Origin of the sequence: Pseudomonas sp. HPB0071 (assembly GCF_000478505.2) — a bacterium.
GTDB lineage: Bacteria > Pseudomonadota > Gammaproteobacteria > Pseudomonadales > Pseudomonadaceae > Chryseomonas > Chryseomonas luteola.
Window position 1 is genome coordinate 232,279 of sequence record NZ_KI517370.1, and the last position, 16,203, is coordinate 248,481.

General features: G+C 57.1%; 20 protein-coding genes. 9 read left to right on the plus strand and 11 right to left on the minus strand.

Annotation, left to right across the window (positions count from 1 at the left end; translation table 11 throughout):
• Both HMPREF1487_RS25460 and HMPREF1487_RS25465 read right to left on the minus strand, forming a co-directional pair.
• Positions 1-738 (minus strand): HupE/UreJ family protein, encoded by a 738-nt coding sequence (locus tag HMPREF1487_RS25460; protein ID WP_010799678.1) that lies wholly within the window; start codon positions 736-738, stop codon positions 1-3.
• 46 nt (positions 739-784) lie between these two features.
• The gene (locus HMPREF1487_RS25465) at positions 785-1,144 is read right to left on the minus strand and encodes a hypothetical protein (protein WP_037031355.1); all 360 of its coding nucleotides are present in this window, start codon (positions 1,142-1,144) and stop codon (positions 785-787) included.
• Positions 1,145-1,250: 106 nt separating this feature from the next.
• On the opposite strand from HMPREF1487_RS25465, the gene HMPREF1487_RS25470 reads away from it, so the two are divergent.
• Genes HMPREF1487_RS25470 through HMPREF1487_RS25480 form a run of 3 tightly spaced genes read left to right on the plus strand, consistent with a single transcriptional unit; the run spans position 1,251 to position 2,741 of the window.
• A complete protein-coding gene (locus tag HMPREF1487_RS25470) occupies positions 1,251-1,568 on the plus strand; it encodes a metal-sensing transcriptional repressor (protein WP_010799679.1) in 318 nt (105 codons plus the stop codon).
• A gap of 4 nt (positions 1,569-1,572) precedes the next feature.
• Complete coding sequence (locus HMPREF1487_RS25475; RefSeq protein ID WP_019437030.1) at positions 1,573-2,013, plus strand: YqaA family protein; 441 nt, start codon at positions 1,573-1,575, stop codon at positions 2,011-2,013.
• Positions 2,010-2,741: a TraX family protein gene (locus tag HMPREF1487_RS25480; protein ID WP_010799681.1), complete on the plus strand. Its 732-nt coding sequence runs from the start codon at positions 2,010-2,012 to the stop codon at positions 2,739-2,741. The genes HMPREF1487_RS25475 and HMPREF1487_RS25480 overlap by 4 nt, the downstream gene beginning before the upstream one ends.
• Positions 2,742-2,813: 72 nt before the next feature.
• On the opposite strand, the gene HMPREF1487_RS27590 is transcribed toward HMPREF1487_RS25480, so the two are convergent.
• The 9 genes from HMPREF1487_RS27590 to HMPREF1487_RS25520 form a co-directional block, all read right to left on the minus strand.
• Positions 2,814-2,945 carry a YHYH domain-containing protein gene (locus tag HMPREF1487_RS27590; RefSeq protein ID WP_010799682.1) on the minus strand — a complete coding sequence of 44 codons (132 nt, stop codon included), beginning with the start codon at positions 2,943-2,945 and terminating at the stop codon, positions 2,814-2,816.
• Positions 2,946-3,050: 105 nt separating this feature from the next.
• Complete coding sequence (locus tag HMPREF1487_RS25485; protein ID WP_010799683.1) at positions 3,051-4,727, minus strand: TnsD family Tn7-like transposition protein; 1,677 nt, start codon at positions 4,725-4,727, stop codon at positions 3,051-3,053.
• Between the two features lie 15 nt (positions 4,728-4,742).
• Positions 4,743-6,206 (minus strand): ATP-binding protein, encoded by a 1,464-nt coding sequence (locus tag HMPREF1487_RS25490; RefSeq protein ID WP_010799684.1) that lies wholly within the window; start codon positions 6,204-6,206, stop codon positions 4,743-4,745.
• Positions 6,203-8,368, minus strand: a complete 2,166-nt coding sequence (locus tag HMPREF1487_RS25495) for a Mu transposase C-terminal domain-containing protein (RefSeq protein WP_010799685.1) — start codon at positions 8,366-8,368, stop codon at positions 6,203-6,205. The genes HMPREF1487_RS25490 and HMPREF1487_RS25495 overlap by 4 nt, the downstream gene beginning before the upstream one ends.
• Positions 8,365-9,210 (minus strand): TnsA endonuclease N-terminal domain-containing protein, encoded by an 846-nt coding sequence (locus HMPREF1487_RS25500; RefSeq protein ID WP_023389354.1) that lies wholly within the window; start codon positions 9,208-9,210, stop codon positions 8,365-8,367. Before HMPREF1487_RS25500 ends, HMPREF1487_RS25495 begins: the two co-directional genes overlap by 4 nt.
• Before the next feature lie 304 nt (positions 9,211-9,514).
• Positions 9,515-9,703 carry a hypothetical protein gene (locus HMPREF1487_RS25505; RefSeq protein WP_010799687.1) on the minus strand — a complete coding sequence of 63 codons (189 nt, stop codon included), beginning with the start codon at positions 9,701-9,703 and terminating at the stop codon, positions 9,515-9,517.
• A gap of 69 nt (positions 9,704-9,772) precedes the next feature.
• Positions 9,773-10,108, minus strand: a complete 336-nt coding sequence (locus HMPREF1487_RS27595; protein WP_146766016.1) for a hypothetical protein — start codon at positions 10,106-10,108, stop codon at positions 9,773-9,775.
• A 109-nt stretch (positions 10,109-10,217) separates the two neighbouring features.
• Positions 10,218-13,247 carry a Tn3 family transposase gene (locus HMPREF1487_RS25515; RefSeq protein WP_010799689.1) on the minus strand — a complete coding sequence of 1,010 codons (3,030 nt, stop codon included), beginning with the start codon at positions 13,245-13,247 and terminating at the stop codon, positions 10,218-10,220.
• Positions 13,231-13,833: a recombinase family protein gene (locus HMPREF1487_RS25520; protein WP_037031389.1), complete on the minus strand. Its 603-nt coding sequence runs from the start codon at positions 13,831-13,833 to the stop codon at positions 13,231-13,233. The genes HMPREF1487_RS25515 and HMPREF1487_RS25520 overlap by 17 nt, the downstream gene beginning before the upstream one ends.
• A gap of 191 nt (positions 13,834-14,024) precedes the next feature.
• On the opposite strand from HMPREF1487_RS25520, the gene HMPREF1487_RS25525 reads away from it, so the two are divergent.
• The 6 genes from HMPREF1487_RS25525 to HMPREF1487_RS27110 all read left to right on the plus strand — a co-directional run.
• Positions 14,025-14,402: a type II toxin-antitoxin system RelE/ParE family toxin gene (locus tag HMPREF1487_RS25525; RefSeq protein ID WP_003151133.1), complete on the plus strand. Its 378-nt coding sequence runs from the start codon at positions 14,025-14,027 to the stop codon at positions 14,400-14,402.
• Positions 14,383-14,718, plus strand: a complete 336-nt coding sequence (locus tag HMPREF1487_RS25530; protein WP_001172026.1) for a helix-turn-helix domain-containing protein — start codon at positions 14,383-14,385, stop codon at positions 14,716-14,718. Before HMPREF1487_RS25525 ends, HMPREF1487_RS25530 begins: the two co-directional genes overlap by 20 nt.
• 14 nt (positions 14,719-14,732) lie before the next feature.
• On the plus strand, positions 14,733-15,068 hold the full coding sequence (locus tag HMPREF1487_RS25535) for a hypothetical protein (RefSeq protein WP_000741275.1): 336 nt from the start codon (positions 14,733-14,735) through the stop codon (positions 15,066-15,068).
• 23 nt (positions 15,069-15,091) lie between these two features.
• Positions 15,092-15,418, plus strand: coding sequence for a hypothetical protein (locus HMPREF1487_RS25540; protein WP_000091614.1), 327 nt, complete (start codon positions 15,092-15,094; stop codon positions 15,416-15,418).
• Positions 15,415-15,795, plus strand: coding sequence for a hypothetical protein (locus tag HMPREF1487_RS25545; RefSeq protein ID WP_001054412.1), 381 nt, complete (start codon positions 15,415-15,417; stop codon positions 15,793-15,795). The genes HMPREF1487_RS25540 and HMPREF1487_RS25545 overlap by 4 nt, the downstream gene beginning before the upstream one ends.
• 156 nt (positions 15,796-15,951) lie before the next feature.
• On the plus strand, positions 15,952-16,203 hold a 252-nt coding region (locus HMPREF1487_RS27110), incomplete at its 3' end, for a DUF3391 domain-containing protein (protein ID WP_256205801.1).

Below are 16,203 nucleotides of genomic sequence, written 5' to 3' on the forward strand. Positions count from 1 at the left end.
TCAGGCAGTAACAAACAGACCGGTCAGCTGATAACCCATCAGCAGGAAGCCGGCACTCATCATGGCAACGTTGGCGGTATAGGCATGGCGCCAGAATCCACCGGTTCTTCTCCAGAAGCCCATCACGATCAGGATGGCGCTCAGCGCGAGCAACTGTCCGATCTCAACGCCGACATTGAAAGCTATGAGGTTGGGGATCAGGCCGTCGGCCGAGATTTCATACTCCTGGATCTTTGTTGCCAGGCCAAAGCCATGCAGCAGGCCGAAGGCGAGCGTCGCGGCTTTGGTGTTCGGCTGGTAACCGAACCAGCGCTTGAAGGCCCCCAGGTTATCCATCGCCTTGTAGACCACCGAGAAACCGATGATCGCGTCGATGATGTAGGAGCTGATGCTGATCTCAGTAAGCACGCCGAACAGCAGCGTGACCGAATGTCCAACGGCGAACAGCGTGACGTAGAGGCCCACGTCCTTGAGACGGTAGAGGAAGAAGATGACGCCGAACAGAAACAGCAGGTGGTCGTAGCCTGTCATCATGTGCTTGGCGCCCATGTAGATGAACGGGATCAGCATGACCCCCGAGCTTTCCTGGATGAACCCCTTATCGCCTTCCGCTACGGCATGTGCCAATGCTTCAGGCATGCCAATGAGCAAGGACACGACGAACAGGAACAGGAGAAAGATGGGATGGCGTGCACGCACCGCGAGCGAGCTCCCACCCGGTATCGAGTGTAAACGCATGGATCAATCCTTTTTGCAGTGATCGAGAGCCGCAAAGCGGCCAGGGTCAGGAAGCAAAAGCAGGACGAGGTGGGCGTTCGATTCGGAAGATTGGCGGGTGTGGCACTGAGTCGCCTGACCAGGCCAACGGCGTGGACGGACCAAAGATCGGCATCAGTTGCGCAGCAGAAGAGAGCTGAGGCGTTTCGTGTTGATGGTCGGGTGTGAGCGGGGCATGGTAATGGTCAGTGCAGTGCGAGCAGCTCCACGAGGCTTCACCGTGGTCATGCCCATGCTTCATGGCCACTGCCTCTGGGGCAGCGACTTGGGTCGGTACCGCCAACGAATAGGCGTGCCCTGTCCAGGCCAGCATAAAGGCCACAGCCAGAGCGACGATCATGGTCGATGACAGGAAACGACGAGACATCCAGGTGCCTATGAGGCTGTTCCAATAGCAAAGCTGCACGTTTGACCTAACCCCCAGGGGGGGATAGCATCGCCAGCGTAATGTATCGCCGACAGAGACTCAAGATATGTCCGATCACTCCCATGATCACGCGCACGATGCCGAACACGGCCACGCCCACACTCATCAGAGCCATGAGGCGATTATTAAGCGCCTGAAGCGTGCTGACGGTCATTTGCGCAGCATCATTGCCATGATCGAGGATGGGCGTGAATGCGTAGACATTGCGCAGCAGCTGCATGCGGTTGAAAAGGCGGTCTGCCAAGCCAAGCGAACGCTCATCCAGGACCATATCGACCACTGTCTGGAGGACTCGGTTACGGCCCTGAGCAAGGGTGATCGATCTGCAATCGACGAATTCAAGCAAATTACCAAGTACCTCTAAGGCCGTGTTCGAGCTCACCAGCTACCTCGGCCTGTTTCTGGCAGCTTTTGCGGCCGCCACGCTGCTACCCATGCAGTCAGAAGCCGCGCTGGCCGCGATGCTCGTGTCTGAGCTCTACCTGCCCATGGCGCTTGTCGCGGTGGCTACCGCCGGCAATGTGCTGGGTTCCGTGGTTAACTGGTTTTTGGGTCGAGGCGTCGAGCACTTCAAGCACAAGCGCTGGTTCCCGGTTAGTGAGTCCAAACTGGAGAAGGCACAAGACTTCTACCAGCGCTACGGATACTGGTCACTGCTATTGAGCTGGGTACCCATTATCGGCGATCCGATTACGTTGGTGGCGGGGGTCATGCGCGAACCACTTTGGCGGTTCACGCTGTTGGTTACCTTGGCCAAGGGTGGGCGTTACTTGCTGCTGACTCTGTTGGTGCTCGGGAGCATGCCGTGACGTCATATCCCATCCGTCCCACAGAGCGGCACACGGGCCAGGACCTGATCAAGTGGATCGCCTTGATCACGATGGTGCTCGATCACATGCGATTGGCCTGGCCGGCTACCAGCGACCTGTTTGTCCTAGGCCGACTGTCCTTCCCCTTGTTCTGTTTGGCAGTGGCCATCAACGTTTCGCGGAATCAGCCTGGTGAGTTGTTCACCCGGAGTAATGGCCGGTATCTCGCCTTGTTAGTGTTGTTTGCGGCGCTATCGGAAGTGCCATACCGACTGGTCAGCACCTCAGGAACATTCAACGTCCTGGTCACGTTGGCACTGGGTCTGCTGGTCGCTTGGGGAGTGCAGCACCGGACGATCGAAAGCCTGGTACTAGCTGGCGGGGCGATTCTGGTTGCCTATCTGCTGAGCGAGCCATTGATGTTCGGCTTTTATGGAGTGTTCGTGCCAGCGGCTCTGGTGCTCGCGATCAAACGCCCCGAACTGTTCGCGTTACTGCCCGTCGCACTCTGCGCTGCTGCCAACTCTAGAACTGGCCTCTTCGAGCAGGCGGCGCAACTAGAGCCGTTCGCCATCCTCGCACTGTCGACTGCCGCCCTGGCGCCTCTGCTCGGTTTGGCCCTGTTCTGGGCCCCCTTGCCGTTCAAGGTCGTGCCTGTCAAACAGTGGAGCTATTGGTTCTACCCCGGCCACCTGGTGGCGCTCCTGGGTATTCGCAATTTGCTTTAGCTGCTGGCTTTACCTTTATGGCTGGCATCCTCAGGGTCAAGAACACCAGCACTGAAGGACCTGCGGACTGCCTCAGTGGCAGTGGCGCTCGCCCGTTTTGTGATTGGTGTGGCAACCCTTGGAGTCGGTACCGCCGCTGTGTGCGAAGGCAGCAACCGAGGAAAGCGACAGGACTGCGGCGATCACGAGGGAAAGGATTTTCATCAGGCTACTCCATGCTCAGTGTTGTAGTGGCAAATTGCCTTAGCAAGCATATGACCAACAGCATCCTGATAACAATCGCAATGGCGGGGAAGCCGATGAAAGGGATTACCGCTTTAAATCGGCCTCACGAATCATCTCTGGCCTGATGCAAGCAGTACGGTACAGCGCCGATCGAGTAACGTTTCTCTGCTCATCCAACAGCTTCGCCTCGGCCCATAACAGCCGCCGAGCGCGGAATTGCCCGACGGACTCACAAGCTTGGTCCAACGCTATCCTGCAAAGGGGCAGCTTTGAGAGCTGTTTCTCGAAGCGAGCTTGGACATGCAAATCTCGCCCAACTCTTGTCCGCGAGATCCAGACAGGCCTTCCTGGTAAAGCACGAAGCCGTTGTGCACAACACCAGACCTGCTCGGCGAGTTCCGCGTCAATTGCGTTGAATCTGTCAGTGCTGTCCGGCTGGCCTGCATGGAGATTTCCGTTTTTAGCTATGCAATCCGAAAGCCAGGCCCGGTCACATCGATACAGCCACGCGTAATCCCGGCATTGGTGAGCTTGCAGATGCCGATACTCATCCTCAAAGGATGTCCGGCGCTGCCAGCGTTGCCTCAGCAATCTCGCTTCTCTCCATGTGTTAGGGCCAAGGTTTACTGCGCGAATGACCCGGTACACATAAACCTGAGATACACCAACTGCATCGGCGATCTGCCGTGCTTCGCTCCCCGCAAGAGCCAGCTTCCAAATCTCAGCCGGCAAGCCATCCAATCCCTCGACTACGGGCTGAGATCGCATTGTCTGGGAAGACCTGGCAACACGAGCAGGCTTTGATGGCTTCTCGATACAGGGGATTCGCGTCAGGTCTACCTCCAAAGCGCAGGCCAGAACGACGTACTTGAGTGGATGGTGGGTGCCTCTTGGCCGACGAAGCAGCTTGGTGACCCAGGTCGCCGGAAAAACTGCTGGGCACTCGCGAAGAATCGAGTACTCCCAGGCGGCCGGGAGCGCTTTGAAAAAGCTGACCATGTGCGTACCCAAGCGGCGCAAGTCTAACCGATGCGCAGCACCAGTCGTCAGTTCCAGGTATGCAGCGCCTTGCAGGAGGTTGGCGCGCACTGCATCAGCTTGAAGAGAACAAGGCTGCAGGCCCAGCAGCCGCTGTGAACTCAATGCGATCTGCCGCAGCCCTGGTAGGGTCTCCTCGGCAGCATCGAGCAGGATCGCATGGGCTTGCACGCCGTCATCGTCAGGAAGATTGAGCTGACGTGAGTTGCGGCTGCTCCAACTAGGGTCCACAACCTTGAGAAGAGTGCCATGATTGGGACATACCAACACCCCAGGAAGCTGGTGTGCTCGGTGCCAGTATGCTGCACCAACTCGGCGGATGTCTTCTTCAAGGCATTCTGAACAGAACCGGGCTCTCGAAGCCCACTCAATCCGACTGGCATTGATACCCAATTTCAACATCAACTCTTTGCCATCCCTGGCCATCGAGGCATAGGCTTGCTGTAACTGAATGCTGGTGAGAAAAGGGGCGTAATAAGGTAGCAGGGTATGACGCGCGATGATTTGAGACACCGAGAAACGAGCGCCAGAGGGAAGTGCCTCGACCAAATCACCCAGTCGACGTGGAAACGCTACGTTTTGAGTGAACGAGGCAGCGGCTCTCTCGCCAAAGAACGCTGCTTTGCCGCTACTTCCACCGCAAAGCCGGGCATAGCGAGAGAGGACACTGTGAAGTGTCTCGTCGGGAAAAGCCGTTGGGAAGAAATGGAATTTCAGATCCATTTCGCCACCTTCGAATCATGGTTTGCGGTAAGCCGGCGAAAACTCAAAGAGATCCGTGGTTATCCAACCCGCTGACTTGAGCGTTGCTATGGTGTCAGGCTGCTCACTCAGGGCCTTTGCTTGCGATGACTCCACTGCGACAACTGCAGGTGCAGCGGGAGCTATGTGTATACTTGGAGCCACTGCTGAAGGTGGGACCACTGGCTTCGTATGCGATCTCACACCACGGAGCAGCGCAAGCCGGTCTGCTCGTGGAAGCCCATCAAACGACATCATGTCGATTAACTGCTCCTCAATGGGAAGCAGGTCATCGAACTGCCGCATACGAGCAGGATCCCGGCTGCGCAGAGCTGAAAGCGCTGGCTTGAGAATTTGCATCTTGGCATTGCTCACCTTGCCGATCGCCTCCGCAGTAAGGCATTCGGAGCCACTTTGAATGGCGTAGCGCTGGCAGAGCACGAGTAGCTTCACTAGGAAGTCTGTTACGCCTTGGGTGTGCTCGTACAACGCGTCAAAGATCTCGGGGGTCAGTTCAGTCGTCTGCTTACACCACTGATAACTCCAGAGGTTTTCAACCAGGAACCGCCACTCCTCATCATCCTTTTCGAACCGCTTGAACTCGACTGTACTGCCACTGCGTCGGGCAACACGCATGACGTCCGAGAACAAGCTGATCATCGAATTCGTGCCTATGAACACGACGGGGATGCCAATGTTGTTCACCAGGTGGAGGAAGAAGTTCAGCATGCTTTCCTTACCTCCCGTTTTCGCCAGGTGGAGGTTTTGCAGCTCATCAATAAGTAAGGCTCCAATGAAGAAGGTACTGGCTACCTGCTCCATCTGCTGCAGCGCATCGTTGATATTCCGGTGCCGGTGCCGCTTGTGATAATCCTGGTCGCCGAGCGCTTGACCGACGGCGTGGAAAAACTGCTGGCAGAATCCAGCCAGCGATCCATCGCGCGGGCAATCCAATTTGAGCCAGGTGATCTGGGTGTGGACAAATTGGTTGCCCTCATAGCGCTCGTGTCGAATCGTCTGCGGGTAGAGGCTCAGAATGGCGTGGAGCGCTGTGGACTTCCCAATCCCACTCAGGCCTACAACGCTGAAGGAGTCAGCCGTCGATTTGAAAGAGTCATGATAGCGCTGAGCCCCCGACAACGAATGCAGGTGCCTGACCGTGTCGGGTGAGGTTGGATTGCGTCCAACGTATCCGCGGCGGACCAATAGGGAGAACATGGACTCCAGCTCCAAATGCAGCAGGAACGGCTGCACGACTGTCCTCAGTCGTTCAATGCAGTGGATCCGTGTCGCTCCGTCAAGCTCTAGCTCTTCAGGTGTTACTGGCTGGGGGAAATTCGATATCAACTCGATGGCCGTCGTTTCCCCAAGGATTGGCGGCAAGGCCTCGATCAACGGGTTTCCCGCATATTCAGATATGGCTTGCTTGGAGTAGCTCGCGAAAATTCGTGCGCCTTTCATTTGCTCTGTCCCGGACGAAGTCTTCTGAGCAGATCGATGACCTGCGCGCTGCGGGGGCCCGCATACGAGTCGTGTGCAATGGTGGGGGCTTCCACTGCGGGTTCGGGTTCTGCCCGGACACCCTCTGGGACAGTGGCGTTTTCACGCTCCCGCTGGCGTTCCTCAGAACGATTCTCGCGGATGTTGGCCACCGCTTCAGACTTGCTACTCGCAGGAGGCTCAAGCTTACGCTCGGCCCTAGCGGTGCTGATGATCTGCTCCACGGTGTCGACCAAGCCCACACGACTTTCCAGCTCCGCGCGTTTATGAGCGGGTGGTGTTTGCCGATACGCTTCCAGCAGATCATAGATCTCGTCCGAGCGATAACCGGCGTACTTCGCATCCGAATGTCGAAGATCGCAGCGCAAAAACTGCTTGTTCTCACCTTGAATCCAAATATGAGCGGCAGAGTTCGGGTCGAACCGGCAATCGATCGACCACACGCCATTGCGGCGAGCTTTCGCAAACCAGTTTTCCTGGATCGCAAACTCACATACATAGTGCATCCCGCGGAACATCACGCCGCCCTTCTGCACCGTGGCTCGTTCACGAGGCAACAGGTGGAGATAGATTAAATCGTCAGGCCGATTGTTGGGCTGGATCAGGTCATTCTCCGAGGCCCAGGACCATATGCTCATCGGAGTAGGCTCGACGCCATCGTGCATCATCGCTTGGGTAAGCCGTTCAGGCTGTCGATGATAACGGTTGTAGTGCAAGACGCACTCGATGACGATCTGGGTGAACTCCTTCAGGTTTAAAGTGGCGTCGAGTCGATAATCTCGCTCGCCCCGCTCCTTATCCCGCGCGGCCACACCGCCCGGTAACCACCTGATACCGGTTAAATCATTGAGGATCCCGAACCGGCTTTCGACCATGGGCTTCCAATCCGGACGGTACGGAGGCGCTGTGCCCATCTCGATGCCCAAACCAGTTGCCAGTCCTTCCGCTGCCAAAGACAACATCTCACCTCGATCGGCGTAAATGTTCTGTGGCAAGTGATGACAGTCCCAATCCTCGGAAGTGATAGCGATGCCGTTCTGCGCGCAAAAATCCACCTTGGAGGTGAATGCGTTAAATAATGCCTGCCGCGCACCATTCCAGCTCGGCCCTTCTAGACCAACATACAGGCCAACAATCATCCCCGAGTAGCTGTCCACCACGATGTAGACCACAGGCCTGCCAATCAGCATCCGCCGGGAATAACTGTTGACCAAGTAAATGTCTGCAATCGTTGCGTCAATCTCGAATTGGTGACAAGGGCCCCGGAGCCAATCGCGAACGGTGCCGGACAGCGGACGACAATCCTTGAGCCACTTCGTCAAACCCTTACGTCCGCGATCAGTCTCGATTTCGTCAAAGAATATTTTGCCCCAGTAATCGAACTGATTGTAATTCGGTATTTCCGAATCTGGGAGTAAGCGAATACGATTTTCTGCGTTTTTAGAAAAATCTTTTACGGAGTAAAATCTCTTGAGCATCTTTTCATAAGCGATACGGATCGAGGGCGCCTTATCGTTAACATAAAGTGCGTAACCTACCCGAATACACCGTTTATCAACGACACTTAGTAACTTGGAAGGCGAGACCAGCTCTCCTTGAAATTTTGGTTTAGGACCGGGTCTTCTATCCTGCGTATAATTTCTGTTGGCAACACCCACCGCTGAATAGTTTTTAAGGAGTGCATTTTTCACCTGACCATAAAACCAGTACCTATACAAGAGCCGATAAATAGTCTTTCGATGCATGCCTAGCTCAGCTGCTCGGACTCCAACGAGGCGACCCATTTCACCACGAACAAAAATCTGTCCTGGATAGGCTCGGTCCAGAAGCGGCGCAATCACCGCCCACTTTTCATCTCTATCGCGCTTGGTGCTTTCATCGAGATCACATTCCAGGACCAGCAGAAATTCGGGAACGCCCGTAACGACGGACTTGGTGTCGCCGGTCTCCAGCGAGAGCCTGAGTTCATCTAGCCCCAATGGGTAGGGCTTTCTTGGTGGCTCGACCAGGTCTATCACGATAGCTGCGTCGTGCTCTTCATCTAGATGAAGGACCCTGGCTAAGGTAGTAAGCACCGAATTTTCTGTGACGGGTTCAAATACGTCATTGATGGAAATACTCATAACGTTCTCTCCCCTAATGCGTTCAGCTCGGAAGAGCAAATAACCTTGAAATCAGGCAGGGGCGACTTGAGATGCAAGGGGGCATTACTTAAATCAATCAGAATTACCTTGCGCCAGATCAGATTGAAGAAAATATCCCTAGCATCTCCGTACGCTATTCCTAACCGTGTAGCAATTCTTCTTAGACATTCAGACGTGGCCCAAGGGTAAGCTTTGCTAGATTCTAGAAGTTCAAGAAATTCAGCATGAAGTACAGAGCTAGTCAGCACACGAGGAAGTTTCGCATACCGCCTGAGAAGTCCAAGATTTTTAATTAGGTCTGGCGTAAACATCTCCTCAGTTACAATGGCCCAGTCCACTCCCTGGCTCATCCAGAATCGTCTCTCGATCTCTAACTTTTCCAGTGTCCGAAGCGAATTGAGGTCTTGCTGATACTTAATTGTCCTAGCTACGGACTTAAAGTCTCCGTTTGGCTGCCTAACCGTCAGTAAGAAGTCTGTCGTCATTACCAGCGGCAGGGCAGTAGATTTGTATCTGGGATAACGGACGCCAATCGCCTTTGCGATGGCTTGAGTGCTCTCCGCAGGCAGCAACGGGTATTGCTCCCGGATGTCCACTACGTTTTCAGAAAACTCGCAGACCAGGAGGTAGGCTCGTTCGAGATCGGACAAAAGATGATGTAGGCGCTCGATTTTAACGCCTGGAATTTTGTGGGAGCGCCCCATCGAAGGGACATCCTGGACACGCAACCAAGGCACGTAACCGACTCCGGCGCCGGATCCAAATCCGTTGGCAATGTGCCGTTCAATATCCTGCTTTGAAGCAAACCTACGACCGCGCAACCCCTACCTCCTCAGTCCAACCGGATTGCCTCACCTGATACTCAAAAAATAGTCATAGGAAAATATGCTCCTTTCGGCGGCATCGTCGAAGGGATCTCCAGACTACTCTCGCAGCCAAGCGAAGCGGCGAATCCGGACCAACGGCTTTGCCCAGAAACGGAAAACCCCCGTAAATACGGGGGTTTGCGCGGTGTGTCAAACTTTAATAGCTTGTGTCAAACTTTAACCTTTTGTGTCAATCTTTAATCCACGCAGCCACCAGCGCGGCAGAGTCTTTCTTGCTCAGTTTCTTCACGGTGCTTTCCTATTCATTCGCCATATGGTTAGCTTTGTCACGCCATTTACGAATGGCATCAGACTCGGAGCTTCCCCTAACATCGACGAGCTTACCCCGGAAGTCTGCACTTGCGCGGAAGCCTCCTTTATCTTTACCAACCCAGCCCTCTATCTCTTCGCCATCAATTGTGGCGTAAAATCGTTTCGCTCCACTCATGGCCGTGGCCTCCCTAATGTCTATTCAGACTAAACGTGCCGTCACGACAGCGGAGCAAGGCGGTGTTTCCTAAAACATCGGGCCGGACGATGAATGACTAGCAGACTGAAGCTTTGGGCCGTCACAGTTAGGATACTTGGCTACAAAAACCTTGTTATGGGTCTGGATCAGCTTCGCGGCCTCATTGGAAAGCCCCCAATGCGAAGGCTCGCAATACTCCCCGTAAAAGGTGGAGCATGGATCGGCCAATCCTTCCAATTCTCCATCCTCACTACTGAAGGTGACAAGGACATCGGGAGCATCCGCCTCCGCATACTGATCATAGTCGCCAAGCGGGTACTCCCCCCAGCGAACTTCCGGGTGCATCAGCCGAAGCGCTGCGATAAGTTCTTGTGATGTGCTCATGGCTTTCGTTACCTGAGGCATGTTGATTACCCTAAACAGGAGAAGTGATACGGATAGCCGGGTCGATGACTGTTAATGGGGTTGTACGCCGGAATCCCAGAAATTTCCGTCAGCCCAGCTCCAGTCCCGCCACGAGCGCATCCAGGTCGATGAACTTGCCGTCAGTCTGGAAGGTGTAATGCCCGTTCAGCAGGATGTGCCGCCAGGCCGCTGGCGACATCTGCGTGATCAACGCCAGCGCCTTGGCATTGCCAGCTGCCTCGTACTTCGTCAGCAGCAGGGACAGGATCGCCGAGTTGTAGAAGATGATCGCGTTGCCGATCAGCCTGGCGCACTGGTTGCTGATCTCGATTTCGATGTCGGTGCGGCCGGTCAATTCCTTCTTCCCACCGACTTGGGCGATGGTCGAGCGTAGCTGGTGATAGGACTCAATGCGGTTCTGCGAGCGGTGAACATTACGCTCCAGTTGCGGGTCGCGCAGGTAGCGCAGTGTGTAGATACTGCGGATGAGCTTGTCGAACTCGAAGATTGCGCGCCGCGTCGGGTTCGGCGCCGTATAGGTGCACAGCTTGCGGATCAGCGTGCCCTGCGTCATTTCCTTCAGGCCCAGTGTGGCGACGATTCGGTCGATGTTCGCCTTCTCACCGACGATGAGTTGCCGGTCGATCTGGCCAGCCGGCCGGATCAGGCATTTCTCGTACAATGCCAGATCATCGGCGCAATACAGCTCCTGCAACTGGTCGTCGAGGTCGGTGAAGCGCGGCTCGAAACGAAGTCCGAACCAGTGCAGGATGGCGAAGTTGGCCTTGTTGATGCTGTGCATGTCGCCGGTGATCGCGCTCGGCACGATGTCCGACGTGTTGCGGTACCAGATGTCGAACACGTGGTGAGCCTCGTACTCGTGTGCGCCTATCAGGTAGCCGTTCAACGGCACGTGATTGCACAGCAGCGTGTAGGCGACGACGCCCTTGCCGCGGCCGAAATATTTGCGCGAGTAGCGCGCCTTCACAGTTGGTCGCTCGACGCCGAATTTCTGCCCATCAACGGCACCGTACAACGAATCGAGGTCGAACGAGTAATGCGGGAAGATCGGCAGTGCGGCGATGGCGTTGCTGATGCAATCGTTGGCCACATGTAGCGTCGCCTGGCGCAGGTACTGCTGGTAGGTACTCTCCAGGACGTGGTACGGGATGTCGCTGGTACGTGCCATAACCTGGTTGCCGTGGTTCATGGCTTGGGCAATGATCACCGCCATCAGACTGTCGGCGTCGGCTACCTTCTTCGCATAGCGTGGCTGCAATGGTGTCAGCGCCGACAGGAACTGGCACTGGCCGTTGACGAAGCGAAACACGTCGGCGACATCGCAGTATGGCAGTTGCTCGTAGAGAGCTTGCTCGCGCGCCTTCTGGTTCTCCCCCTTGGGCTTGCGCCAGGTCAGTCTCTGCGTGTCCTTGTCGTATTCCAGGTGCGTCAGCTTGCCCTGTTTCAGCTCGCGATTGAACGCCACCCATTGCGCACGCAACTCGGCCGCCAGTGCATCGAGCTGGGCACTGACCGGCTGCCGCAGGAAGGGGATGTCCATCTGCGCGAGCACGGCGGCTTTCTCGTCCATCGAAACCAACTCGTCGGACAAATGCCGGTGCTGCAAGCTGTCGTCAATGTAGAGCTCGCCCGCCTGGAAGCGTTTCCTGACCTGACGGTAAAGCCAGAATTCGTAACGATCGGCATGCAGGCCTGTCGGCGTGCCTTCGGCATCGAACATCAGCAGGTACGGACGCAAGCGTTTCGGCAGCGTTGCCGCCGGACATTCGTCGAGTGGCCGTTGTGATAGGCGCTGCTGCTTGGCGAACACGCTCTTGGCCCAAGTCAGCGCCGCGAGCCATGGGTTATCGGGGGCCGTGCCGGCGAAGTCGAGCGCGACGTACAGCGGCCGTAGATGGCGTCGAATGCGTTCGGCCAGGCCGTCCACCGCCTGCCAGTGCAGCGCCAGTTTGTTCAGTGGCTTGACGCTCATGCGCTGCGCCGTGTTTTGCAGCAATTCCCTGGACATGATTTTGTAGGCGCGTTGGCGCACCTCGCCGAACGGCGTCGGATCGGCCACGCTGTCGTCCACGTACAGCGACAGCAGGCGGCCAACCTGCGGCGTTTCCTGATGGCGTCGCAGCTGTTCGGCGACAAAGGACTGTTTCGCACCCGTGCGGCTCTCGTCCTCAAGTTTTTTCATGTGGAAGGCCATCGCGTCGACCAGGTTGTCGGTGAGCTGCCGGTAACGTACCCAGGCATAGCACAGCAGGTAGAGCCGGGTCTGCTCCGCCTTCAGGTGGCGCAGGTCATGGACGGTATAGAAGTTCGCCAGGCTCGCGTAGTACAGCAGGTTCTGCTGCGAGATGCCGAGCTTGGGCAGCAGCGCCTTGGCGATCCCGTGCAAGGACTTCAGCGTGGCGCGCTTCTCGCGCTCCCCTGCCATCTGACGCCAGCCGAAATCTTTAGCGTCCTGCTTGAGCGCTGCCAGTTGAGACAGGGTGTCGTCACGCACCAGGAGCTGGCCCAGCGCAGCTTTGGCCGATTCGTCCAACACTTCTGCCAGCAAGCCGCCCAAGCGCCTGCGTTCGGTGGACAGGGCTTCACTGACCAGCTCTTGTAAGGTGGTGTGGCCGGGCCGGATGATTTTGTGCTCGCTGAGCCAAACGATCAGTTCGGCGGCCACGAATCCTGGCATTACGTCGCGCCGCACGATCTGTTCAGCCTGCTGTGCCAGTTGCGGCAGGAAGCTAGCCGCCCACGACCGGTAGCCGAACAGTTCGGCGATCTGACCCCTCTGGCTGTAGTGCTCATGCTTGGTGATCGCCTTGCGTTCGAACGCTTCGCCGTGGAAATAGCGACTCAGCACGAAGGCGCAATCGTCCTCGACCTCATGCCAATCGAAGCGGAAGAAAGCATGCTTGGCCTTGAAGTAGCCGATCTGCAAGACGCAATAGACTTGGGCCTGCAGGCTAGGCCGGCTGCTGGCGAACGCCAGTTCAGATTCGGTCAACGCCAGGTATTCCAGCCGCTGAGCATCGTCGAAGTCCGGTAGGCCGTACAAGGCTTCCTGCTCTGCGTCAGAAAAGACGGTGAGTAGCTTATTCTTGTTGCTCATCGACCGTCCTTCCCGCACCACGCCAACCTGCTCGCGTCAATGTTTCGATCAACGTAGTGCGCTTGACATTGAAGTTGCGGCACACCGCCGCCTTAGACATACCGCCATCGAGCGCGGCGACGATGGCGTCCAGCTTCTCACCAGTGATCGCCCGCGGCCGGCCGCCGATCCGGCCGCGTTTGCGTGCGGCGGCCAAGCCCGCGACGACGCGCTCCTGAATCAAGGCGCGCTCGTACTGCGCGAGCGCACCGAACACCTGGAACAGGAATTCGCCCGAGGGCGTCGTAGTGTCCAGGTTCTCTGTCAGCGAGCGGAACGCCACCCGCTTGTCCTTGAGCGAAGTCACAATGGCGAGCAGGTGCGACAGCGAGCGACCGAGCCGGTCGAGTTTCCACACCACCAGCACATCGCCGGCTCGAACGAACTCAAGCGCCCGCGCCAAGCCGGCACGGTCATCCTTCGCGCCAGAGGCACGATCCTCAAACAGGTGACGCGGATCGACGCCGGCGGCGAGCAGCGCGTCGCGCTGCAAGTCCGTGCTCTGGCGGTCGGAGTCCGACGACACGCGCATGTAGCCAACCAACATAGGCGGATAACCATCAAAAACAGGTTTCCGCATAATAGTGAATAGCGATAGAGTTTTCCGTACATTTTTGAGGGGGTGTTGCACAGGTAGCACAGCGGCGGCTGACAGCCTGTCGCAAAACAAATGTTTTACGACACCTCCTTGAGGTTGCCGCGTTTACATCATTACCTGAACAGGTATAAAATTCCGTCATGACAAACAAAGAAAAACCGCTCGAATGGATCGCGAGCAGCCACAAGGATTTGATGGCGTTGCCGTCCGACGTGCGTCGCCGTTTCGGTTACGCGCTCTCGTTGGCGCAGATAGGCGATCAGGATGACGCAGCAAAGGTGCTCAAGGGGTTCGGTGGTGCCGGCGTGCTGGAGGTCGTCGAAGACGATGCCGGCGGCACCTATCGAGCGGTATACACGGTCAAGTTTGCGGAAGCGGTGTTCGTCCTGCACTGCTTCCAGAAGAAGAGCAAGAGCGGAATCGCCACGCCAAAGGCCGACATGGACATCATCCGCGCTCGGCTGAAGGTGGCCGAGGTATTGGCACAGGAGCTACGAAATGCAAAAACGAATCATTGAAGGCGTCGAGGTTCAGCGCAGCTCGGGCAACGTCTTTGCCGACCTTGGACTGCCTGACGCTGAAAAGCTCAAGATCAAGACCGGCCTGGTGGTCGAGATCAGGAGGGCCATGCGCGCCCTTGGGCTGACTCAACAAGCGGCGGCCAAACGCATGGGCATCCCGCAACCGAAGGTGTCGGGCATGATGCGCGGCGACTTCACCAATCTATCCGAACGCAAGCTGATGGATTGTCTGAATCGCCTCGGCTACGACATCGAAATCAAGGTACGGCCAGCAGCCGAGCCGATCGGGCATCTAACGCTCGCAACCGCTTAATCGGAGCTCTCCTGATGGCAGCCCGCATCACCGACGACGAATGGGACGAACTGACTCCCGAGAATTTCGATACCACGGCACTGCTGCGTGCAGTCGATGCCGTGGACGTGCTGCGCGGCGATTTGAATGACAGCGCAGACGGCGCACCTCCGCAACTGCGCACCGACCTGTTGAAGCTGCATCAACTGGCAATGGCCGCGTTCAACGAGGGATCACGCAGCCGAGTGGCTGAGCTATTTGATCTCGCCGTGGATCTTCAGGATCAGGTTGATCATCTGATGACCTCGCTGGAACAAGTGCAAGAAACCCTGTCCCGGTTGACGGCGCTCTACCCAGAAAGCCTGTCCTGAATGTTCTTGGAGACAACCACATCATGAGCCGCAGCCGCCGCAAAACGCCCATCGTTGGGCACACGACCTGCCGTAGCGAGCGCGAGGACAAGAAACTCTGGCATCAGCGCTGGCGAACCCACGAGCGCACCGCGCTGGCCAGCGCGTCGCCGGAAGCTCTATGCGCCCATCTGCCTCTACTGGAAAACCAGGTCAGCAACGTCTGGTCGATGGGTAAGGATGGCCGCTCCTACTGGCCCATCAAGCGCCAGGCCGCCACGGCGGATCGCATTGCCAACCACAAGGGACGCAATCCGCAAGAGCGCGCCTCCCTGAAAAAGCGTCTGCTGCGCAAGTGGATGAGCAAATGAACCTGTCCACCATCGAGGCGCTGGCTATCGCTTGGGCGCGAATCGCTGAAGAAGCAGAACTCCCAGCCGGCTACGAGGGCACGGCGACGCCAGAGGCGCATCGGGCCTGCGAGGTGATCCAGGAGCGGATTCGAGAGCACGTCGTCGCCACCAATGACATGCGGCTGTTCGGCCTGCTGCACCTGCTTGGGCAGGCGTCGCTGCGCATGGAGCAAGCGCTGTGGCCGGAAGAATATGCGCGGATGACCCGCGAGGTCGAGGAAGCTCTCCGAGAGGCCGACGACCCCAACGCCAAGTCGTACACCCACGAAGAAGTCATGCAGGCGATGCAGGAACGCATCGACCGAGCGCGAGACAAAGCCATGTTGATCGGCTGACGGAAATTTCGGCGGTTCCGGCTGATCCAAGAATCTTGGCGTGACCTTACCTCCGCTCTACCGCTGGGTGCCAGCCTCGGCGCACGCCTAACCACCCAACTCAGAAAGGAAAATAAGTTGGTAAAACGCATTCCCGTATCCGAGCTTCGTCTCGGCATGTACATCCACAAGCTCGCCGGCTCTTGGGTTCGACACCCATTCTGGCGCGGCAGCTTCCTGCTGACCGAGCCTCAGGATCTCTCTGCCATTCGAGAATGTGGCGTCGGGGAGGTCTGGGTCGACTTGGCCAAAAGCCAAGTCGACCCAGAGAGCCCAGAGAGCCCAGAGAGCCCAGAGAGCCCAGAGCCCAGAGCCCAGAGCCCAGAGCCCAGAGCCCAGAGCCCAGAGCCCAGAGCCCAGAGCCCAGAG

Excerpts from the sequence above, each read along its gene's own strand:
- HMPREF1487_RS25460 (WP_010799678.1), bottom strand. The coding sequence starts at position 738 with ATGCGTTTACACTCGATACCGGGTGGGAGCTCGCTCGCGGTGCGTGCA.
- HMPREF1487_RS25465 (WP_037031355.1), bottom strand. The coding sequence starts at position 1,144 with ATGTCTCGTCGTTTCCTGTCATCGACCATGATCGTCGCTCTGGCTGTG.
- HMPREF1487_RS25470 (WP_010799679.1), top strand. The coding sequence starts at position 1,251 with ATGTCCGATCACTCCCATGATCACGCGCACGATGCCGAACACGGCCAC.
- HMPREF1487_RS27590 (WP_010799682.1), bottom strand. The coding sequence starts at position 2,945 with ATGAAAATCCTTTCCCTCGTGATCGCCGCAGTCCTGTCGCTTTCCTCG.
- HMPREF1487_RS25485 (WP_010799683.1), bottom strand. The coding sequence starts at position 4,727 with ATGGATCTGAAATTCCATTTCTTCCCAACGGCTTTTCCCGACGAGACA.
- HMPREF1487_RS25490 (WP_010799684.1), bottom strand. The coding sequence starts at position 6,206 with ATGAAAGGCGCACGAATTTTCGCGAGCTACTCCAAGCAAGCCATATCT.
- HMPREF1487_RS25495 (WP_010799685.1), bottom strand. The coding sequence starts at position 8,368 with ATGAGTATTTCCATCAATGACGTATTTGAACCCGTCACAGAAAATTCG.
- HMPREF1487_RS25505 (WP_010799687.1), bottom strand. The coding sequence starts at position 9,703 with ATGAGTGGAGCGAAACGATTTTACGCCACAATTGATGGCGAAGAGATA.
- HMPREF1487_RS27595 (WP_146766016.1), bottom strand. The coding sequence starts at position 10,108 with ATGAGCACATCACAAGAACTTATCGCAGCGCTTCGGCTGATGCACCCG.
- HMPREF1487_RS25515 (WP_010799689.1), bottom strand. The coding sequence starts at position 13,247 with ATGAGCAACAAGAATAAGCTACTCACCGTCTTTTCTGACGCAGAGCAG.
- HMPREF1487_RS25520 (WP_037031389.1), bottom strand. The coding sequence starts at position 13,833 with ATGTTGGTTGGCTACATGCGCGTGTCGTCGGACTCCGACCGCCAGAGC.
- HMPREF1487_RS25525 (WP_003151133.1), top strand. The coding sequence starts at position 14,025 with ATGACAAACAAAGAAAAACCGCTCGAATGGATCGCGAGCAGCCACAAG.
- HMPREF1487_RS25530 (WP_001172026.1), top strand. The coding sequence starts at position 14,383 with ATGCAAAAACGAATCATTGAAGGCGTCGAGGTTCAGCGCAGCTCGGGC.
- HMPREF1487_RS25535 (WP_000741275.1), top strand. The coding sequence starts at position 14,733 with ATGGCAGCCCGCATCACCGACGACGAATGGGACGAACTGACTCCCGAG.
- HMPREF1487_RS25540 (WP_000091614.1), top strand. The coding sequence starts at position 15,092 with ATGAGCCGCAGCCGCCGCAAAACGCCCATCGTTGGGCACACGACCTGC.
- HMPREF1487_RS25545 (WP_001054412.1), top strand. The coding sequence starts at position 15,415 with ATGAACCTGTCCACCATCGAGGCGCTGGCTATCGCTTGGGCGCGAATC.